This is a genomic window from Streptomyces sp. NPDC014764 (assembly GCF_043082785.1).
In the GTDB taxonomy this organism is placed as follows: Bacteria; Actinomycetota; Actinomycetes; order Streptomycetales; family Streptomycetaceae; genus Streptomyces; species Streptomyces althioticus.
Genome location: NZ_JBIBXY010000011.1, coordinates 144,495 through 160,567 on the forward strand (window position 1 = coordinate 144,495; position 16,073 = coordinate 160,567).

Consider the following 16,073-nt stretch of genomic DNA (forward strand, 5'->3'; position numbering starts at 1 on the left):
GTGACAGTCCCGTGCGACACGGGAGGCGGACGGGAAGGAGGGGACCTAATCAGCGTGCGGTGACCTGGTTTTGTTACCGCGCTCACAGGGCAGGAGGTCGGGTTCTGTGCTGCGTGGCACCGGGCTCCGGGGACCCGGTAGCGTGAGCGCGATTCACAAGGTCCCCCATTGGTAGGAGTCCCGGTGACGCAGAGTGGACAGGGCGAGGAGCCCTCGGCGCGCCCCGCGCGCGAAGGCATCGTGCTGCCCTCGGACGGTGGTGAGCCCCTGCTGCCGGGCATGACGTCCGGACCGGTCGCGCCCGGCGGCACGGACGGCCCGCCCGCCGGCGGGTTCCCCGCGTCGGCGCCGCCCGGCGGCCAGACCTGGGGGAACCCATGGGGCCCCGACCAGCAGGCGGCCGCCCCGTCCGCGGGCCAGGAATGGCCGCCGGCGAACGACGGACAGTGGCAGCAGCAGTCGCCGTCCGGGTGGGACACCGGCCATCAGCAGCAGGGTGGGCAGCCCTCCTGGGACGCCGGGGCGCAGGCCCAGGGCGGCCCCGGGCCGCTCCCGCCCGAGAGCGCCCGGTCCCAGGGCGGCTACCCGCCCGCGCACGGCGGACAGGACGCGTACGGGCAGGGCGGCGGGTACGCCGCCACGGACGGCTACGGCCGGCCCGCCGGAGGCGCCGCCTACGGCGGGCACACCGCGGGCGGCCAGCTGCCCCCGCAGAACGGCGCCGCCTACGCCCCGCCCGGCGGCGGATACGGCTACCCGCCCGCCCACGGCGCCCCGCTGCCGCCCCCCGCGCCCGGCGTGGACGAGGGCGCCACGCAGGTCATACCGCCGGTCCCGGCGGCAGGCGCCGACGAGGGCGCGACCCAGTACATACCCCCGGTCGCACCGGGCGCGCTGCCGCCCGAAATGCCGGCCACGCACGACGCGGAGCTCACCCGCAACCTCGGCATCGCCCAGCCGCAGGCCGGCCCCGGCCCGCTGCCGCACCCGGGCAGCCCGGACGCCGAGCCCACCCAGTTCATCGCCCCGGTCACCGACCAGGGGCCGCCCCCGCCGTACGGCGCCGCACAGGGCGACGAGGGCCGGCAGCCGCCGGCCGAGTTCGACAACCTCTTCCGCAACGACGACGGCGCGGCCGGCGCCACGCAGCAGATGCCGCGCATGGACTACGGCCGTCCCGCCCGGCCCGGCCGCGTCCCGCCCGGACCGCCCGCCCCGCCCGTCTCGGGCCACGGCGGCGGACGCGGCGGTGGCGGCGGCAACGGCGGCCCGCGCTGGCCGCTGATCGCCGCGGTCGGCGTCGGCCTCGCCGTCGTCGGCGTCGGTGCCGGCGCCCTGCTCGGCAGCGGCAGCAAGGACGACGGCGCCGAAGCCAACCAGCCCGTCTCCGCCACCGCGCCCGCGAGCACCGAGGCCTCGCCGTCGCCGACCGTGGACCCGGCCCGCGAGCAGGCCGTCGAGCTGGACAAGCTGCTCGCGCACAGCGGCGACAGCCGCAGCAGCGTGATCAACGCGGTCGAGGACGTCAAGGCGTGCCGTGACCTCGACAAGGCCGCGTCCGACCTGCGGGAGGCCGCGAAGCAGCGGAAGCAGCTCGTGACCGACCTGTCCGGGCTCTCCGTGGACAAGCTGCCCCAGCACGAGGCGCTCAGCGAGGCGCTGCGGAAGGCGTGGAAGGCGTCCGCCTCGGCCGACGACCACTACGCGAAGTGGGCGGACCAGACCAAGGGCAAGGGGAAGAAGGGGTGCAAGAAGGGGTCTGCCCGGAACACCGAGCAGACCGCCGCGGGGAACCGGGAGAGCGGTACCGCCACCGAGCAGAAGAAGAAGGCGTCCGAGCTGTGGAACGTCATCGCCCGGCAGTACGGGCTGACCGAGCGGGCTCCTACGCAGCTGTAGGGGCTCGGGTCGCCCGAGAGGCGGGGGGTCCAGGTGCGCGTGCGGCTGCCGGTTCGCTGTGGCTTGTCGCGCAGTTCCCCGCGCCCCTTTCTAGAGCGCCGCGTCCTTCAACGTGGACGTCACGTCCGTGAAGCCGTCCGCCGCGGCGGTGAGACGGCCTTTCTCCACCACGTGGAGCGTGACGTTCGCGTTGACCAGGCGGGGAAGGCCGATGGCGGCCAGGGTGTCCTGGAACTTCCAGCGGAGGGTGGGGGTGAGGTCGCCGGTGGTGACCTTCAGGCCGCCGTCCAGGGCGGCCGTCACCGTGTCCGCGGTGACCTCGCCGTCCCCGAGCGACTCCACGGCCTGGCGGAGCACCGTGTAGGCGATCCACGTCGTCTGCACGCCCGCGTCCGCCGGGTCGATGCGGTTGTCGCCGAAGGCCTCCGCCCGGATCACCTCCTTCATCGGGTCCCAGCGCGCGTCGCCCGCCTCCGGGTACCAGCCGGAGACGTACGCCCCCTCGTAGGGACCCGACGCGCCCCCGGAGGCGTCCAGCACCGTCTGGTCGACGCTGCCCAGCACCGTCGCGGTGCGCACCTCGGGGTGCCGGGCGCGGGCGCGCCGGAAGGAATCCATGAAGGTGCCGGTGCGGTCGCCGAGCGCGGGCACCACGCAGCCCCGCTCCCCGGTGCCGGAGGCGGCGTGTTGCAGCGCACGCTCGGCGGCGTCGTCGTAGGAGGTCGCGGCCTCGGCGGCGCGCAGGTCGCCGGCCGGGGCGTGGCCGCCCGCCGCGAGGCCGGATTCCAGCAGCGGCGGCAGCTGGTCGCCCATGATGGTGTCGGGCCGGACCAGGGCGACAGGACCGCACGTGTCGGCCAGGGTGCGGCCGAGCCCGGCGAGCAGCGCGGGCTGTCCGCCGTTGACCGGGTAGGACAGTGGGCTGGTGAACTCGTCGTGGGTGAGGCCGTAGCCGCCGATGTACGGGATGCCGGCGGCCTCCAGCGTGGGCAGGAAGGCGTCGCCGTGCTGGCTGTAGGAGCCGACCACGGCGACGGCGTTCTCCGCGACCGCGCGCCGGGCGCAGCGCGCCGCGGCAACCGCGTCGTCGCGTTCGTTGCAGGTCAGCACCCTCAGAGTGCGGCCGCCGATGCCGTCGTGGGCGTTCACCCAGCGGCCGTAGGCCTCGGCGAACGCGGGCATGCCGGGCTTGTTGGTGGCGCCCGTGTTCTCGGGCGCCCAGGTCATCACGGTGATCGTGTCGTCCCCTGAGCCCTCCGTGACTCCGGGGACGATCCCGCAGCCGGCGAGCAGCGCGGCACACGCCGCCAGCGCGCCCGCGGACAGGGCGCCGGCGCGGGCGGGCCGGACGAGGGAACGGGGGAGGACGGTGCTGCGGATGCGTCGCCTGCCGGTCATGCCCCCGCACCATTCCCTCACACGGCGAACCGCTCCGTGACGCTCGGTCGACGGAAGGTGACGCGGAGGTGAATTGCGGGGGCCCGTCCGGCGCGTACGGAGCGGAAACGTACGATCGACGACCGTGCAAGGTTCGGAGAACTCTTCCCGTCGCGGCCGTCGCTCCTCCACCATGGGCGGCATGCCACTCAACGACATGCCGTGGTGGCGCTGGCGCAGCAATGTGCGCTCCGCGCTGCACATGCTCTCCGACCCCGCCTTCCAGCGGGACGTCTGGCTGGCCGGCGTGCCCGGCTACGGGGACGTCACCGACGCCGTGTACCGGCTGGTCGAGGACACCTGGCTGGACAACTGGTCCGCCGAGAAGTACGTCGGCACGATCTTCCGCGACTCGCAGGAGGCCGCGCTCGTCGACACCGCAGTGCTGCGCGTGCTGCGCATCATGCACCAGGTCGGGCCGGACGCCCAGGTGACCGCGTACCTGGAGCACGAGGGCTGGCCGGAGGCGGTGCGCGCCGCGCGTGACGCGCACGTGCGGATGGCGTCGAGCGACGGCGACGACCCGGACGCCGTGCCCAGCACCCTCGAGGTGCTGCGCATCATGACCCGTTCCGCGTAGCGGGACGACCGGCCGGGCGCCGGTGCGGGTGTGCGACCCTTTCCCCCATGAGCGAGCAGTCCACCCGAGCCGCGGCACCCGCCGACCAGTACGTCCTCACCCTGTCCTGCCCCGACAAGCAGGGCATCGTGCACGCCGTGTCCAGCTACCTGTTCATGACCGGCTGCAACATCGAGGACAGCCAGCAGTTCGGCGACCACGACACGGGTCTGTTCTTCATGCGCGTCCACTTCTCCGCGGAGGCCCCGGTCACGGTGGACAAGCTGCGGGCGAGCTTCGCGGCGATCGGCGACTCCTTCCAGATGGACTGGCAGATCAACCGGGCCGACGAGAAGATGCGCATCCTGCTGATGGTCAGCAAGTTCGGGCACTGCCTGAACGACCTGCTGTTCCGTGCGCAGACCGGGGCGCTGCCCGTGGAGATCGCCGGTGTGGTGTCCAACCACACCGACTTCGCCGAGCTCGTCGCCTCCTACAACATCCCCTTCCACCACATCCCGGTGACGAGGGACACCAAGCCGGAGGCGGAGGCGCGGCTGCTGGAGATCGTGCGGGAGGACGAGGTCGAACTCGTCGTCCTCGCCCGGTACATGCAGGTGCTGTCGGACGACCTGTGCAAGCAGTTGTCGGGGCGGATCATCAACATCCACCACTCCTTCCTGCCGAGCTTCAAGGGCGCGAAGCCGTATCACCAGGCACATGCGCGGGGTGTGAAGCTGATCGGGGCGACCGCTCACTACGTCACCGCGGATCTCGACGAGGGGCCGATCATCGAGCAGGAGGTCGAGCGGGTGTCGCACGACGTCACGCCCGAAGGGCTCGTCGCCATCGGGCGGGACGTGGAGTGCCAGGCGCTGGCGCGGGCGGTGAAGTGGCACGCCGAGCGGAGGATTCTGCTGAACGGTCGCCGTACGGTCGTGTTCGCCTGAGAGGCGGGGCTTCACGGGTCTCGTCGGCGACTGCGGGCCGCAGGGGGCCGTTCGCGCAGTTCCCCGCGCCCCTTCAGGGCGCGTCCACTGCACCGTGTCAGGGGCGCGGGGAGCTGCGCGCGCAACCACGACGTACCCGCACCCGTCCACGCATCAGGGGCGCGGGGAACCGCGCGGACGGCCACGACGCATCCGCAGCCGCCGGCGTGACGCAAGGCGTCCTTACATCCTGCTCAAGCTCGCGGCAGCGAACAGTACGTCCCTGATCGCCTCCCGGTCGCCTTCCTGTCCCGCGGCAGCCTCCCGGGGCGGCACGTGTCCGGCCGCCAGCCGACAGAACTCCGCCCCGTCCAGGGCGACATGCGCCACCTCGTGCTCGGCGGACCCCTTCGCCGCCGACGAGTCCAGCGGGATCAGCCACTCCCCGCCGCCCGACCCCTCGATCTCCAGTCGCAGGCTGCGCCCCGGCTCGCCCGCGGCGACCAGCCGGCGCTCCACAGGGGCCGCCAGCCCGTGGTGGCGGCGGCTCTCCAGGACCACCGGCAGCAGCCGGGCCGCGAGGTCCACCATGTCGTGCAGATGGCGCCCGGCGGGCGGGTCGTACGGATAGTCCACCGCCTCGGCGATGTCCTCCGCGTGGACCCAGCACTCGAAGGCCCGGTCCAGCATCGCGTCGTGCAGCGGCAGCGCGAAGTCGCCGTAGGGGACGGTCATGCGGCCGGTGTCGCTGCCGGTGAAGGAGACCGTGCGGACCAGCCGGTGGCTCTGCTCGCGCCAGGGGCCGCGGACGGTCCGGGTGGGCGGGAAGCGGGCGGCCCGCCAGTACGCCTCGGTGCGGCCGGAGGGTGTGGGCCGCTCGGGCCGGACCTCGCCGAGCGGGTCCTCCAGGCCGAGGGCGACCGCGACCAGCCCGTCGACGGTCATGAGGTGGGCGATGACCCCGGCGACGGTGGTGCGGCGGCTGCTCACCTCGTCGCCCTCGTACCAGCGCAGCCGCACCGGGGCGTGCCACTCGTTGTCGCCGAAGTCCTGGAGCAGCGCGTCGAGCCGCGCGGTCTCGGCGTCGTAGGCGGCGGCCCAGTCGGGGACCGGGACGCGGGGCGGACGCCGCTCCAGGCAGGTCTCCAGGACGCGGGTGCGCAGCGCCGGTTTCAGGTCGAGGCTCTCGGGCCGCTGGAGCAGGCCGACGGCCTCGCGCAGCCGCAGCGCTTCGTCCGCGCAGGGGCCGCAGACACCGAGGTGCTCCTCGACGGCGTCGGCCTCCGCGGGCGCGCAGGCGGCCAGCGCCCAGGCGCCCAGCAGCGACTTCAGCACCTGGTGCTCCGGCCCCGGTGGCAGCTCGTCCGGACCGGCGGCGAGGGAGCCGCGGTCGTCGTACGGCCCGGGGCCGCGCCCGCTCACGCGGCACCCCCGACCCCGGGCGGTGCGCCCGGCGCCCCCACGTCGTGGGCGGTGGCCAGCAGTTGGAGGCCGAGGCGCAGCCGGCGGCGGGCCTCCTCGTCGGTGACGCCGAGGTCCGCGGCGGTCTGCCGGTAGTCCCGGCGCTGGAAGTAGGCCAGTTCCAGCGCGGCCCGCAGGGGTGCGGGCATGGACTGGACGATGTAGTCGGCGCGGGCGGCCACCGAGGCGTGCCGGACCTTGCGCTCCAGGTCCTCGGTGGTGCCGGGGCCGCCCCGGGCGAGCGCGGCGGTCTCGGTGGTGCGCAGCCGCTCCACGGCCAGCCGGTTGGTCAGGGCGGCGAGCCAGCTGCGCAGGGGGCCCTGCCGGGGGTCGTAGGTGTCGGGGTGCTGCCAGACGTGGGCGAAGACGTCCCGGGTGACGGTGTCGGCCGCGTGTTCGTCCCCCAGGACGCGGTGGGCGAGGCCGTGCACCAGGGAGGCGAAGCGGTCGTAGAGCTCGCCCAGGGCCGCCGCCTCCCCGCGGGCGAGCCGCTGCTGCATCTTGCGGTCCCAGCGGGGCGGTGCGTCCTTCTTCCGCATGCGGTCCCCTCACCCCCTGTTCGTCCCGCGGGCCCCCGGGGCGGTCGGTTCCCGGGTCCGGCGTGTGACCGGCGACGCCACGAATGTAGTCGCCGTGGACGCGCGTGCACGCCCCTTTGTGGCATTGTGCGCCCCATGGGGCGGCTTCCGTGGTAGAGGGTCGCCCGCGCAGGTGGCACGCCGTGCGGATCATCTCTGCCCCGTCGTCCCCCGATCGGAACCGATCGAATCGGATCGATTGCGACCAGAACAAGCCCGTTCTCTTCGGTAACCGTTTCTGGGGCCGTGTTTCAGGGAACGGCCGGTGGGCAGCCGCGCAGCAAGGAAGCGTAGGCATTGCTTCCGTTTCGGCGAGCGAGGGGCGTGGTGGTGACCTTCAACGTGACCGACCAGGAGAACGGCGAATGGGCCGTCCTCCGGGTCTCCGGCGAGCTGGACCTGGTGACGTCCCCGGTGCTGCGGCAGCGGGTGCACGACGTCGTGGCGGAAGGGCGGCACCGGCTCGTCCTCGACCTCTCCGAGGTGTGGTTCTGCGACTCCAGCGGGGTGGGCGTGCTCATAGCCTCCCGCCGGCTGCTGCGTTCCTGCCAGGGCCGGCTGCGGCTGATCCTGCCCGCGCGCGGCGCCGCCGACGGCAGCCACGTCAACAAGGTGCTCGGCGCGCTCGGGGTGCGCCGGCTGTTCGAGGTCCACCCGGACGTGCCGTCCGCCGTCGACGAGGACGCCCGCCCGCTCTCGGCCTGAGCCCCGCCGCCTCACCCCTCCGCCCGCGCGTGGTGCCCCTCACACGTGTCACACGTGTGTCCCGGTGTTCCCCCGGTCCTGGTCCAAGCCCCGCTTTCCGGCTCCCCCGCGCCCCCACACCCCGTACGCTCCCAGCGAGACGACCCCTCCGACCTAAGGCGGCCTGAACAAGACATGGTCACCAGCGAGTACGAGCGCAGGATCGCGGCCCGCTTCGCCGGCTTCGACCAGGACGGCAACGGCTACATCGACCGCGAGGACTTCATGGCGGCGGCCAAGGCGCTGCTCGCCGAGTTCGGCACGGCGGCCCGCTCCGACCGGGGCCAGGCCCTGTACGTCGGCGCCGAGGCGTTCTGGCAGGGCATGGCCGGCATCGCCGACCGGGACGGCGACCAGCGCATCACCCGCGAGGAGTTCGTGACCGGCGCGCTCAAGCGGCTGCGGGACAACCCGGAGCGCTTCGCCGAGATCGCCCGCCCCTTCCTGCACGCGGCGCTCGCCGTCGCGGACACCACCGGTGACGGAGCCGTCGGGGTGGAGAACACCGCGCGCGTGCTCCAGGTGCTGGGCATCCAGGGGGACGTCGCCGCGGAGGCCGCGGCGCAGCTGGACACCGACGGGGACGGCCGGATCGGCGAGGAGGACGTCGTCTCCGCGTTCGCCCGCTACTTCACCGTCCCCGAGTGACGCGCCGGGCGTCCGCGCCCCCGTTCGTGTCGCGGATCGTGGCATTTTCCTGATCACGCAGCGTCCGTACGGCCCCGGGCCGGGTGAGTTCCTTCGTCACGGCCCGGAGTCGGGCGGCGTCTCCGGTACGTTGTGCGGGATGCGAGTCGTCGTGAGCGTCCGCCGCGGCCGGGCGCCCTCGAGGCAGTTGCCCGAGGCGCCGTTCCCACGGGTGCTCGTGGGGTCAACGGGCCGTGCACCGCGCTCCGTTCGAGTCCGCGCGGCAAGCGTCGCACAGTATGCCGCACAGGTACTCCTTCGCGCTGGAATATGCCCGAAGCGCTTGTTGAGGTGACTGTAGGTCAACCATGCTGTCCCACAAGGGAGTCACGGTCCGTGATCCCGGTCCCGGCCGTTGTTCTGGCCATGCAGGGAATGGCTAGGATCGTGGCCCTCGTGAGGCGCGAGTCCAAGTGTCCGCCGGTTCGGATGGTGTGAGCGGTGCAGGTGCTTCAAGTGCAGCTGGAGATCCGGCCCGACCCCGCTGAGGTGGGGCGGGCCCGGCGCTGGGCCCGCTCACGGCTGGCCGGGTCCGGCATAGGGGCCGACGAACCGCTGGCCGAGACGCTGATCCTGCTCGTCTCCGAGCTGGTCACCAATGCCGTGGTGCACACGGGTCGTCCGGCCGTCCTGCGGCTCTCGCTGCCCGGCGCGGACGCGGCCGAGGAGGTCACCGTCCGTCTGGAGGTCGCCGACCGCAGCGGCAGGGCGCCGGTGCCGCGCTGCGCGGGCGACGAGTCGACCGGCGGGCGCGGACTCGCCCTGGTCGACGGGCTGGCCGACCGCTGGGGCTGGAGCACCGAGGGCGCCGGCAAGCGCATCTGGTGCGAACTCGACCGCTGCGGCGCGGCGTCCGGAACCGCCCGCGCCTCCTGCGGCGGCGGCGCGGTGACGTACGACGGGCTGGCGTACGAGGCGGTCTGAGCGCGCCGCGCCCGACGGTTGCCGCTCCTTCGGGGAGGCACGGGTGCACGGTGGGACGGCGTTCCGGTGTCGTGCGTGATCCGGTGCGCCGGGTGTGCTCCCGTGCGCCGACCCGACGAAACGGGCAATAGTCGTGAATGCCGCATTGTCTGTCGAAACGGTATTGACGTGCCGTCACCGGGTGATCACGCTGGTCGTCAGCGATTCGCCGCGAGGGGACGGCGAGGGCGCCGCGACGGGAGCCCTCGGCGAGTGTGGGTCGTGATCCGGCGCACGCCTCCCGGGGGCGGGGGACCTGGCGGGGCCGCCGGAGTCGCAGGGCGGTGCGGGGCTGTCGCGCTCGGGGCGAGCGGCGCCGCACCGCCGCGGGGCGAGCTCCGTCCACAGCCTGTGGACAGACGGACGCGTGCGGGGCTCAGACCGTGACCGCCGCCCCTTCCCCGCGCTCCGAGGCCGCACGGAAGGTGCGCCGGTAGGCCGTGGGGGTCACGCCGAGGGCCGCCTGGAGGTGGGCCCGCATGGACTGGGCCGTTCCGAACCCGGAGTCCCGCGCCACCTGGTCCACGGTCAGCCCGGTGGTCTCCAGCAGGTACCGCGCCCGCTCCACCCGTTGACGGGTGAGCCACTGCCCCGGACTGACCCCGGTCTCCTCCCGGAAGCGGCGGGTGAAGGTACGCACCGACATCGACTCCCGCTCCGCCATGTCGCGCAGCTGGACCGGCTCGTGCAGCCGGCCCAGCGCCCAGGCGCGGGCGTCGCTCGTGGACGCCTGCTGCGGGTCCGGCACGGGAAGCCGGATGTACTGCGCCTGGCCGCCGTCCCGGTGTGGCGGCACGACCGTGCGCCGGGCCACGTCGTTGGCGACGGCGGCGCCGTGGTCGCGCCGCACCATGTGCAGGCACAGGTCGATCCCGGCCGCCACGCCCGCCGAGGTGAGGATGTCGCCGTCGTCGACGAACAGCACGTCCGGGTCGACGTCGATCTGCGGGAACAGCCGCTGGAGCCGCTCCGCGTCCGCCCAGTGCGTGGTGGCGCGGCGGCCGTCGAGGCGGCCGGAGGCGGCGAGGACGTAGACGCCCGTGCAGATGGAGGCGATGCGCGCGGTCGGCGGGATGCGGCCGAGCGCGTCGGCCAGTTCGTCCGTCAGCTCGCCCCGCTCGAACACCGGGCCCAGCTGGTAGCAGGCCGGGACGACCACCGTGTCCGCGGTGGCCAAAGCCTCCGGGCCGTGCGGCACATGGATGGTGAAGTCGGCGTCCGTCTGCACCGGTCCCGGCGGGCGGACCGAGCAGGTGACCACCTCGTACAGCGGGCGCCCCTGCTCGTCCCGGGGGCGGCCGAACACGCGGTGCGGGATGCCCAGTTCGAACGGCAGCAGGCCGTCGAGGGCGAGGACGACCACGCGGTGGGGCCGGTGGCCGACGGGGGAGTGGGGTCGCTCGACCGGTTCCGGAGGCATGGCCCGATCCTAGCGAATGCTGTCCCTCGGGCCACTCGTTGAAGCGGACATGCTTGGCTGAAGCTGTACGACGTGACCACGACCAGTGAAACCACCGCCGTCGGGCCGTCCGCAGGCGGCGGCAAGCCGACCCGCCGCCGGGTGCACCGCGCCTGGTTCGTCGCCGCCGTCACCTTCGTGACGATCATCGGGGCCGCCGCCTTCCGCGCCGTGCCGGGGCTGTTCATCGACCCGCTGAACGAGGAGTTCGGCTGGTCGCGCGGCACCATCGGCGCCGCGGTCTCCGTCAACCTGGCGCTGTACGGCCTCACCGCCCCGTTCGCGGCGGCGCTGATGGACCGCTACGGCATCCGCCGGGTCGTCGCGGTCGCCCTGACGGTGATCGCGGTGGGCTCCGGCACCACCGTGTGGATGAGCGCCGCCTGGCAGCTGATGCTCTGCTGGGGCCTGCTGGTGGGCCTCGGCTCCGGTTCCATGGCGCTCGCCTTCGCCGCCACCGTCACCAACCGCTGGTTCACCGAGCGGCGCGGCCTGGTCAGCGGCATCCTCACCGCCGCGTCCGCCTCCGGGCAGCTGATCTTCCTGCCGCTGCTGTCGTGGATCGTCGACCGGTACTCCTGGCGTCCCGCGGCCGTGACGGTGGCGCTCGCCGCGCTCGCGGTGGTGCCGTTCGTCTGGCTGCTGCTGCACGACCACCCGGCCGACGTGGGCCAGAAGCCGTACGGGGCGAAGGAGTTCGTGCCCAAGCCGGTGCCCGTGCCCGGGGCCGCCCGGCGCACCCTGGCCGTGCTCGCCTCCGCCGCCCGCACCGGCCCGTTCTGGCTGCTCGCCGGCACGTTCGCGATCTGCGGCGCCTCCACCAACGGTCTGATCCAGACCCACTTCGTGCCCGCCTCGCACGACCACGGCATGCCCATCACCACCGCCGCGTCCCTGCTCGCCGTCATCGGCGTCTTCGACGTCGTCGGCACGGTGGCCTCCGGCTGGTTCACCGACCGCTTCGACTCGCGCCGGCTGCTCGCCGTCTACTACGCGCTGCGCGGCGTCTCCCTGCTCTTCCTGCCCCTGCTGCTCGCGCCCTCCGTGCACCCGCCGATGCTGCTGTTCATCGTCTTCTACGGCCTCGACTGGGTCGCCACCGTGCCGCCCACCCTCGCGCTGTGCCGGGAGCACTACGGCGACGACAGCCCCATCGTGTTCGGCTGGGTGCTGGCGTCGCACCAGGTGGGCGCGGCGATCGTCGCCTTCGCCGGGGGCCTCGCGCGGGACGCGTTCGGCTCGTACGACGTGGTGTGGCTCGCGTCGGGCGCGCTGTGCGCGGCGGCGGCGCTGATGGCGCTGGTGATCCGGAAGCGGCCGGCGGTCCTCACGGCGAGCTGAGGCGTCCGAGGGGCGGACGCCCCGAGGGTCAGGCGCCCGGCAGCCGGGACGCCTTGCCGCTGCGGGCGACCGCGCGGGCGATGCGCCGGGCGTCCAGGGCCATCTCGCGGAGGTTGCCGCTGATCGGGTTGGTGAAGCCGGTGAAGTACAGGTCCGGGGCGCCGGCCGGGGTGCGGGCGCCGTGGACCACGGGTCTGCCCCGCTCGTCCAGCACCCCGAGGCCGCCGACCAGGCCCTCCAGGCCGCGCTGGTACCCGGTGGCCGCGACCACCGCGTCCGGCGCCACGCGCTCGCCGTCGGCCAGCAGCACCTCGCCCTCCTCGAAGCCCTTCACGGCGGCGACCACCTCCACCTCGCCCTTGCGCACGGCGTCGATCAGACCGACGTCCTGCACGGGGATCGCGCCCTCCAGGACACGGCTGTAGAGCCCGGTGTCCGGGCGGGGCAGGCCGTGCCCGGACAGGTCCGGCACCGCGATCCGCGCCTGGAGGCGGCTGATCCGGTCGACCAGCGGCACCGGCAGCCGGCGCACCAGGATCCCCGAGTACTGCGCGGGCCAGCCGGCCGTCGAGCGGCGCACGATGTGCGGAGGGGTCCGCACCGCCAGCCGCACCCGGGAGGCGCCGCCCTCCACCAGGTCCACGGCGATCTCGGCGCCCGTGTTGCCGACGCCCACCACCAGGACGTCCCGCCCGGCGAACGGCTTGGCGTTGCGGTACCGGGACGCGTGCAGCAGCTCCCCGGTGTACGAGTCCCGTCCGGGCCAGTCGGGGACGCGCGGGGTGTGGTTGAAGCCGGTGGCGACGACGACCGCCGCGCCGGTCAGCTCCCGTCCGCCGGTGGCGCGCAGCAGCCAGCCGGTGCCGTCCCCGGTGCGCTCGACGCGGGACACCTCGACGCCGGTCACGATCTCCAGGCGGTGGTGCTCGGCGTACTTCTCCAGGTAGCGGACCACGTCGTCGCGGGACGGCCAGCGTCCGAAGCGGCGGGGCATCGGCAGGCCGGGCAGCGCTGACCGGCGCCGGGTGGTGTGCAGGTGCAGCCGGTCGTAGTGGCGGCGCCAGGAATCGCCGACCCGCTCGGAGCGCTCCAGGACGACGGCCCGCACCCCGTGGGCGCGCAGGGCGTAGGCGACGGACAGTCCGCCGGGGCCGCCGCCGACGACGTAGACGGGGCGGTCCGCCCGGAGGGGCGCGGTGGGCTGCGCGGACGTGGTGGAGTCGGCCATGACCGCGAGCGTAATCCGGCACGAGGTTGATGGGTCTCGGTCAAGACCGGAATTGGTTGCGGAATGATCACATGATGTCGTGATCGCGGGTTCAATGTCCCTATGTCTTCACCGCAGCGCACCCGTTCCCGCCCGCCGTCCGAACTCCGCGGCCACGGACTGCTCCTGCGCGCCTGGGACCCGCACTCCGACGACGACGCCGAGGCCTGGCTGCGCGGCCTCACCGACCCGGAGTTCCGGCGCTGGAACACCCCGCTGCGTCCGGTCGGCGACCTGGACGGCGCCCGGCGGTCGCTGCGCACCCGGGCCGCCCTCGCCGAGGAGGGGACCGTCGTCTCCTTCCACGTCGCCGACGGGACCGACGGCACCCCGCTCGGCCACGTCGGCATCGACGACATCCGGCCGGTCATGGCCGCCGGCAGGATCGGCTACTGGGTCCTGCCCGAGGCGCGCGGCCGGGGCGTGGCCACCCGGGCGGTGCTGCTCGCCGCGGACTGGGCGCTGACCGAAGGCGCCCTCCACCGCCTGGAACTGGGCCACGCCGTCGGCCACGAGGTGTCCTGCCGGGTCGCGAACCGCTGCGGCTTCCTCCCGGAGGGCACGCTGCGCGACGCGATGTTCGCCCGCGACCGCCACGACGCCTTCCGCGACACCCACCTCCATGCCCGCCTCGCGACGGACCCGGCCCCGCCGGGGCCGTGATCCCGCTCCGGGACGCCACCCCGCAGGCTCCCGGCGATCCCCTCACGGCCACAGCAGCTCCCTCACCCACCCCTCTTCCTCCCTGCGGTACCGCAGCCGCACATGGCGGCGGTCCGCGGCGCCCTGGAAGAACTCCGTCTCCTCCGGGGCCAGGTGGTACAGGGTCCATGAGGGGGCCGGGGTGTCAGGGGCCCGGCGGGCCTTCTCCCAGGCTGCCTCCGAGGCGAGGGCGAGTTCCTCGGGAGAGGCGAGCACCGCGCTCTGGCGGCCGGTCAGGGCGGAAGCCAGCGCGCCCGCGGAGCGGGCGTGGAGGTCCGCCCGCGCCTCCTCGGGCGGGGCGGCCGTGACGGGACCCCGGACCCGCACCTGGCGGCCCAGGACCGGCCAGTAGAAGGCGAGGGCCGCGTACCGGCGGGCGGCGAGGTGCCCGCCCTTGCGGCTGTGCGCGTGCGTGGCGAACGACCAGCCCCGCTCGTCCGCGCCGTGCAGCATCACGATCCGTACGTCAGGCCGGCCGTCCGCGTCCGCCGTCGCCAGGGACATGGTGTGCGGCTCGGGCTGCCCGGCCGCCGCGGCGTCCGCCAGCCACCGCGCGAACAGCGGCAGCGGCTCGGCGGGGGCCCGCCCGACGTCGAAGGGGCGCAGGTCGGTGACGGCCGGGTCCCACACCCGCAGGGACCGCAGCAATGCGTGAAGGTCGGGTTCCATGCGGCCGATTGTCGGCCCTCAGATCGACCCCAGGTCCGACGACACCCACCGCTCCGGCCGCATCCGCACGATGATCTGCTCCCCGTGGTTCTTCCACGCGAAGTCCACGTACCCCTCGACCTTCTCGGCGGGCAGGTAGCGCGCGGAGATCTCCCGCAGCTTCTCGATCGTGGCGGGGGAGGTGTCGACGACCGGGCCCTCGACGGAGACGTAGCGGATGGTCGGCTCGACGCGCTCCACCAGGAGGGAGAAGCGTCCCGCCGCCTGGAGCAGCCGGTTCTTGCGGGAGTGCAGTCCGGTGAGGATCCACACGTCCTCACCGGGCGCGTACTGGTACCAGATCGGCACGGTCAGCGGGGCGCGGCCCTCGCCCGCGTCCACCGCGAACGCGGCCACGCGCGGTTCGGACAGGAACTTCTCGCGCTCTTCGGGGGACAGGGCCATGGTGGTTCCTCCAGCGTCGTCGGCGTCGGGGCGTGCACTCGGGCCTGCGGCCGGACGGAACAACGCCGGTCCCGCCCGGACGTGTTCCTCACGCCGTTCCCCCACCATCGGAACCGGACGACCCCCGGGAACGCGACAGGCGGCGGTCCACCGGAGTGAACCGCCGCCCGGATGACAGGAACGACGAGGTCGCGGGGGAGGAGCGGGGCCGCGCGCGGCTACTTGGTCGGCTTGCGCCCGGTGACCCCCAGGTGCACCAGCAGCGCCAGGTTCGGCTTGATCTCGGCCTGCTTGACGCCCCAGGAGGAGAAACCTTTCTGGTGCGAGGCCACGGCGGCCAGCATGGCGACCAGGGACCCGGCGACCGCGCCGGGGTTCACGTCCTTGTCGATCCGCCCCTTCGCCTGGAGCTCGGAGACCGCCTCGGCGAGGGAGGCCTCCACGGCGTTGAGGACCTTCAGACGGATTTTGGAGAAACGTTTATCCCCTTCGGCGGCGCCGAGATCCACCACACGCAGGATCGCGTCGTTCTTCCGCCAGAACTCCAGGAAACCGTCCACCAGCTCCTGTGCCGTCTGCCAGCCTGCCCGCCCGCTCCAGGAGCGTCCCTCGACCAGCTCGCTCAGGGAGCCGCTCTCCGCCGCCATGGTCTCGGCGAGCTCCAGGACGGCGCCCTCGACGTCCGGGAAGTACTGGTAGAAGGTGGCCGGCGAGGTCCCCGCACGGCGGGCGACGTCGATGACCTTGACATCCCGGTACGGGGACGAGCTGAGCATCTCGCTGAGGCAGTCGAGCAGCTTCTGCCGGGTCTCCTGCCCACGCCGGCCGGCCACGCGGCCGTCGACGGTACGCACTTGTCCTGTCATGCCGTCAGCTTACCGACGGGGTTCGGGAGCGCGATTCGGCCGACTGCAAATGGGGTGCGGGGCCCGAA

The 16,073-nt window shown here is 73.8% G+C and carries 16 protein-coding genes; 8 read left to right on the forward strand and 8 right to left on the reverse strand.

Annotated features, from left to right (window positions below; genetic code table 11):
* The first annotated feature begins 183 nt into the window (after positions 1-183).
* Positions 184-1,899 carry a hypothetical protein gene (locus tag ACF1AG_RS24420; RefSeq protein WP_391810390.1) on the forward strand — a complete coding sequence of 572 codons (1,716 nt, stop codon included), beginning with the start codon at positions 184-186 and terminating at the stop codon, positions 1,897-1,899.
* A gap of 90 nt (positions 1,900-1,989) precedes the next feature.
* On the opposite strand, the gene ACF1AG_RS24425 is transcribed toward ACF1AG_RS24420, so the two are convergent.
* Positions 1,990-3,297, reverse strand: a complete 1,308-nt coding sequence (locus tag ACF1AG_RS24425) for an ABC transporter substrate-binding protein (RefSeq protein WP_359599978.1) — start codon at positions 3,295-3,297, stop codon at positions 1,990-1,992.
* Positions 3,298-3,469: 172 nt separating this feature from the next.
* Here ACF1AG_RS24425 and ACF1AG_RS24430 point away from each other — a divergent pair, with 172 nt between their 5' ends.
* Both ACF1AG_RS24430 and purU read left to right on the forward strand, forming a co-directional pair.
* On the forward strand, positions 3,470-3,916 hold the full coding sequence (locus ACF1AG_RS24430) for a hypothetical protein (protein ID WP_359599979.1): 447 nt from the start codon (positions 3,470-3,472) through the stop codon (positions 3,914-3,916).
* A 47-nt stretch (positions 3,917-3,963) separates the two neighbouring features.
* Entirely contained in the window at positions 3,964-4,845 is an 882-nt protein-coding gene (gene purU / locus ACF1AG_RS24435) for a formyltetrahydrofolate deformylase (RefSeq protein ID WP_391810391.1), read from the forward strand.
* Positions 4,846-5,067: 222 nt separating this feature from the next.
* Here the strand turns inward: purU and ACF1AG_RS24440 are convergent, their stop codons facing one another.
* Both ACF1AG_RS24440 and ACF1AG_RS24445 read right to left on the reverse strand, forming a co-directional pair.
* The gene (locus tag ACF1AG_RS24440) at positions 5,068-6,246 is read right to left on the reverse strand and encodes a maleylpyruvate isomerase N-terminal domain-containing protein (protein ID WP_387797707.1); all 1,179 of its coding nucleotides are present in this window, start codon (positions 6,244-6,246) and stop codon (positions 5,068-5,070) included.
* Entirely contained in the window at positions 6,243-6,824 is a 582-nt protein-coding gene (locus ACF1AG_RS24445) for a sigma-70 family RNA polymerase sigma factor (protein ID WP_359606075.1), read from the reverse strand. The genes ACF1AG_RS24440 and ACF1AG_RS24445 overlap by 4 nt, the downstream gene beginning before the upstream one ends.
* A 363-nt stretch (positions 6,825-7,187) precedes the next feature.
* On the opposite strand from ACF1AG_RS24445, the gene ACF1AG_RS24450 reads away from it, so the two are divergent.
* The 3 genes from ACF1AG_RS24450 (at position 7,188) to ACF1AG_RS24460 (ending at position 9,218) form a co-directional block, all read left to right on the forward strand.
* Entirely contained in the window at positions 7,188-7,568 is a 381-nt protein-coding gene (locus tag ACF1AG_RS24450; RefSeq protein WP_359606077.1) for an STAS domain-containing protein, read from the forward strand.
* 174 nt (positions 7,569-7,742) lie between these two features.
* Entirely contained in the window at positions 7,743-8,255 is a 513-nt protein-coding gene (locus ACF1AG_RS24455; protein ID WP_359606079.1) for an EF-hand domain-containing protein, read from the forward strand.
* A 495-nt stretch (positions 8,256-8,750) separates the two neighbouring features.
* The gene (locus ACF1AG_RS24460; protein ID WP_359606097.1) at positions 8,751-9,218 is read left to right on the forward strand and encodes an ATP-binding protein; all 468 of its coding nucleotides are present in this window, start codon (positions 8,751-8,753) and stop codon (positions 9,216-9,218) included.
* Positions 9,219-9,633: 415 nt separating this feature from the next.
* Here ACF1AG_RS24460 and ACF1AG_RS24465 read toward each other — a convergent pair whose 3' ends face one another.
* On the reverse strand, positions 9,634-10,677 hold the full coding sequence (locus ACF1AG_RS24465) for a helix-turn-helix domain-containing protein (protein WP_359606081.1): 1,044 nt from the start codon (positions 10,675-10,677) through the stop codon (positions 9,634-9,636).
* Positions 10,678-10,749: 72 nt separating this feature from the next.
* On the opposite strand from ACF1AG_RS24465, the gene ACF1AG_RS24470 reads away from it, so the two are divergent.
* Positions 10,750-12,057 carry an MFS transporter gene (locus tag ACF1AG_RS24470; RefSeq protein WP_359606083.1) on the forward strand — a complete coding sequence of 436 codons (1,308 nt, stop codon included), beginning with the start codon at positions 10,750-10,752 and terminating at the stop codon, positions 12,055-12,057.
* Positions 12,058-12,085: 28 nt separating this feature from the next.
* Here ACF1AG_RS24470 and ACF1AG_RS24475 read toward each other — a convergent pair whose 3' ends face one another.
* On the reverse strand, positions 12,086-13,285 hold the full coding sequence (locus tag ACF1AG_RS24475; RefSeq protein WP_359606085.1) for an NAD(P)/FAD-dependent oxidoreductase: 1,200 nt from the start codon (positions 13,283-13,285) through the stop codon (positions 12,086-12,088).
* Between the two features lie 102 nt (positions 13,286-13,387).
* Between ACF1AG_RS24475 and ACF1AG_RS24480 the strand changes: the two genes are divergently transcribed.
* Entirely contained in the window at positions 13,388-13,987 is a 600-nt protein-coding gene (locus ACF1AG_RS24480; protein WP_359606087.1) for a GNAT family N-acetyltransferase, read from the forward strand.
* Positions 13,988-14,029: 42 nt separating this feature from the next.
* Here ACF1AG_RS24480 and ACF1AG_RS24485 read toward each other — a convergent pair whose 3' ends face one another.
* From ACF1AG_RS24485 to ACF1AG_RS24495, 3 genes are all read right to left on the reverse strand, one after another.
* Entirely contained in the window at positions 14,030-14,695 is a 666-nt protein-coding gene (locus ACF1AG_RS24485; RefSeq protein ID WP_359606089.1) for a pyridoxal 5'-phosphate synthase, read from the reverse strand.
* Positions 14,696-14,713: 18 nt separating this feature from the next.
* The gene (locus ACF1AG_RS24490) at positions 14,714-15,139 is read right to left on the reverse strand and encodes a pyridoxamine 5'-phosphate oxidase family protein (protein ID WP_359606090.1); all 426 of its coding nucleotides are present in this window, start codon (positions 15,137-15,139) and stop codon (positions 14,714-14,716) included.
* A gap of 218 nt (positions 15,140-15,357) precedes the next feature.
* Positions 15,358-15,993 (reverse strand): TetR family transcriptional regulator, encoded by a 636-nt coding sequence (locus ACF1AG_RS24495; RefSeq protein WP_359606099.1) that lies wholly within the window; start codon positions 15,991-15,993, stop codon positions 15,358-15,360.
* Between the last annotated feature and the right edge of the window lie 80 nt (positions 15,994-16,073).

What these genes read in the sequence shown, in the direction of transcription:
- ACF1AG_RS24490 (WP_359606090.1), bottom strand. Translation starts at nt 15,139, where the DNA reads ATGGCCCTGTCCCCCGAAGAGCGCGAGAAGTTCCTGTCCGAACCGCGC.
- ACF1AG_RS24425 (WP_359599978.1), bottom strand. Translation starts at nt 3,297, where the DNA reads ATGACCGGCAGGCGACGCATCCGCAGCACCGTCCTCCCCCGTTCCCTC.
- ACF1AG_RS24455 (WP_359606079.1), top strand. Translation starts at nt 7,743, where the DNA reads ATGGTCACCAGCGAGTACGAGCGCAGGATCGCGGCCCGCTTCGCCGGC.
- purU (WP_391810391.1), top strand. Translation starts at nt 3,964, where the DNA reads ATGAGCGAGCAGTCCACCCGAGCCGCGGCACCCGCCGACCAGTACGTC.
- ACF1AG_RS24485 (WP_359606089.1), bottom strand. Translation starts at nt 14,695, where the DNA reads ATGGAACCCGACCTTCACGCATTGCTGCGGTCCCTGCGGGTGTGGGAC.
- ACF1AG_RS24430 (WP_359599979.1), top strand. Translation starts at nt 3,470, where the DNA reads ATGGGCGGCATGCCACTCAACGACATGCCGTGGTGGCGCTGGCGCAGC.
- ACF1AG_RS24445 (WP_359606075.1), bottom strand. Translation starts at nt 6,824, where the DNA reads ATGCGGAAGAAGGACGCACCGCCCCGCTGGGACCGCAAGATGCAGCAG.
- ACF1AG_RS24475 (WP_359606085.1), bottom strand. Translation starts at nt 13,285, where the DNA reads ATGGCCGACTCCACCACGTCCGCGCAGCCCACCGCGCCCCTCCGGGCG.
- ACF1AG_RS24465 (WP_359606081.1), bottom strand. Translation starts at nt 10,677, where the DNA reads ATGCCTCCGGAACCGGTCGAGCGACCCCACTCCCCCGTCGGCCACCGG.
- ACF1AG_RS24480 (WP_359606087.1), top strand. Translation starts at nt 13,388, where the DNA reads ATGTCTTCACCGCAGCGCACCCGTTCCCGCCCGCCGTCCGAACTCCGC.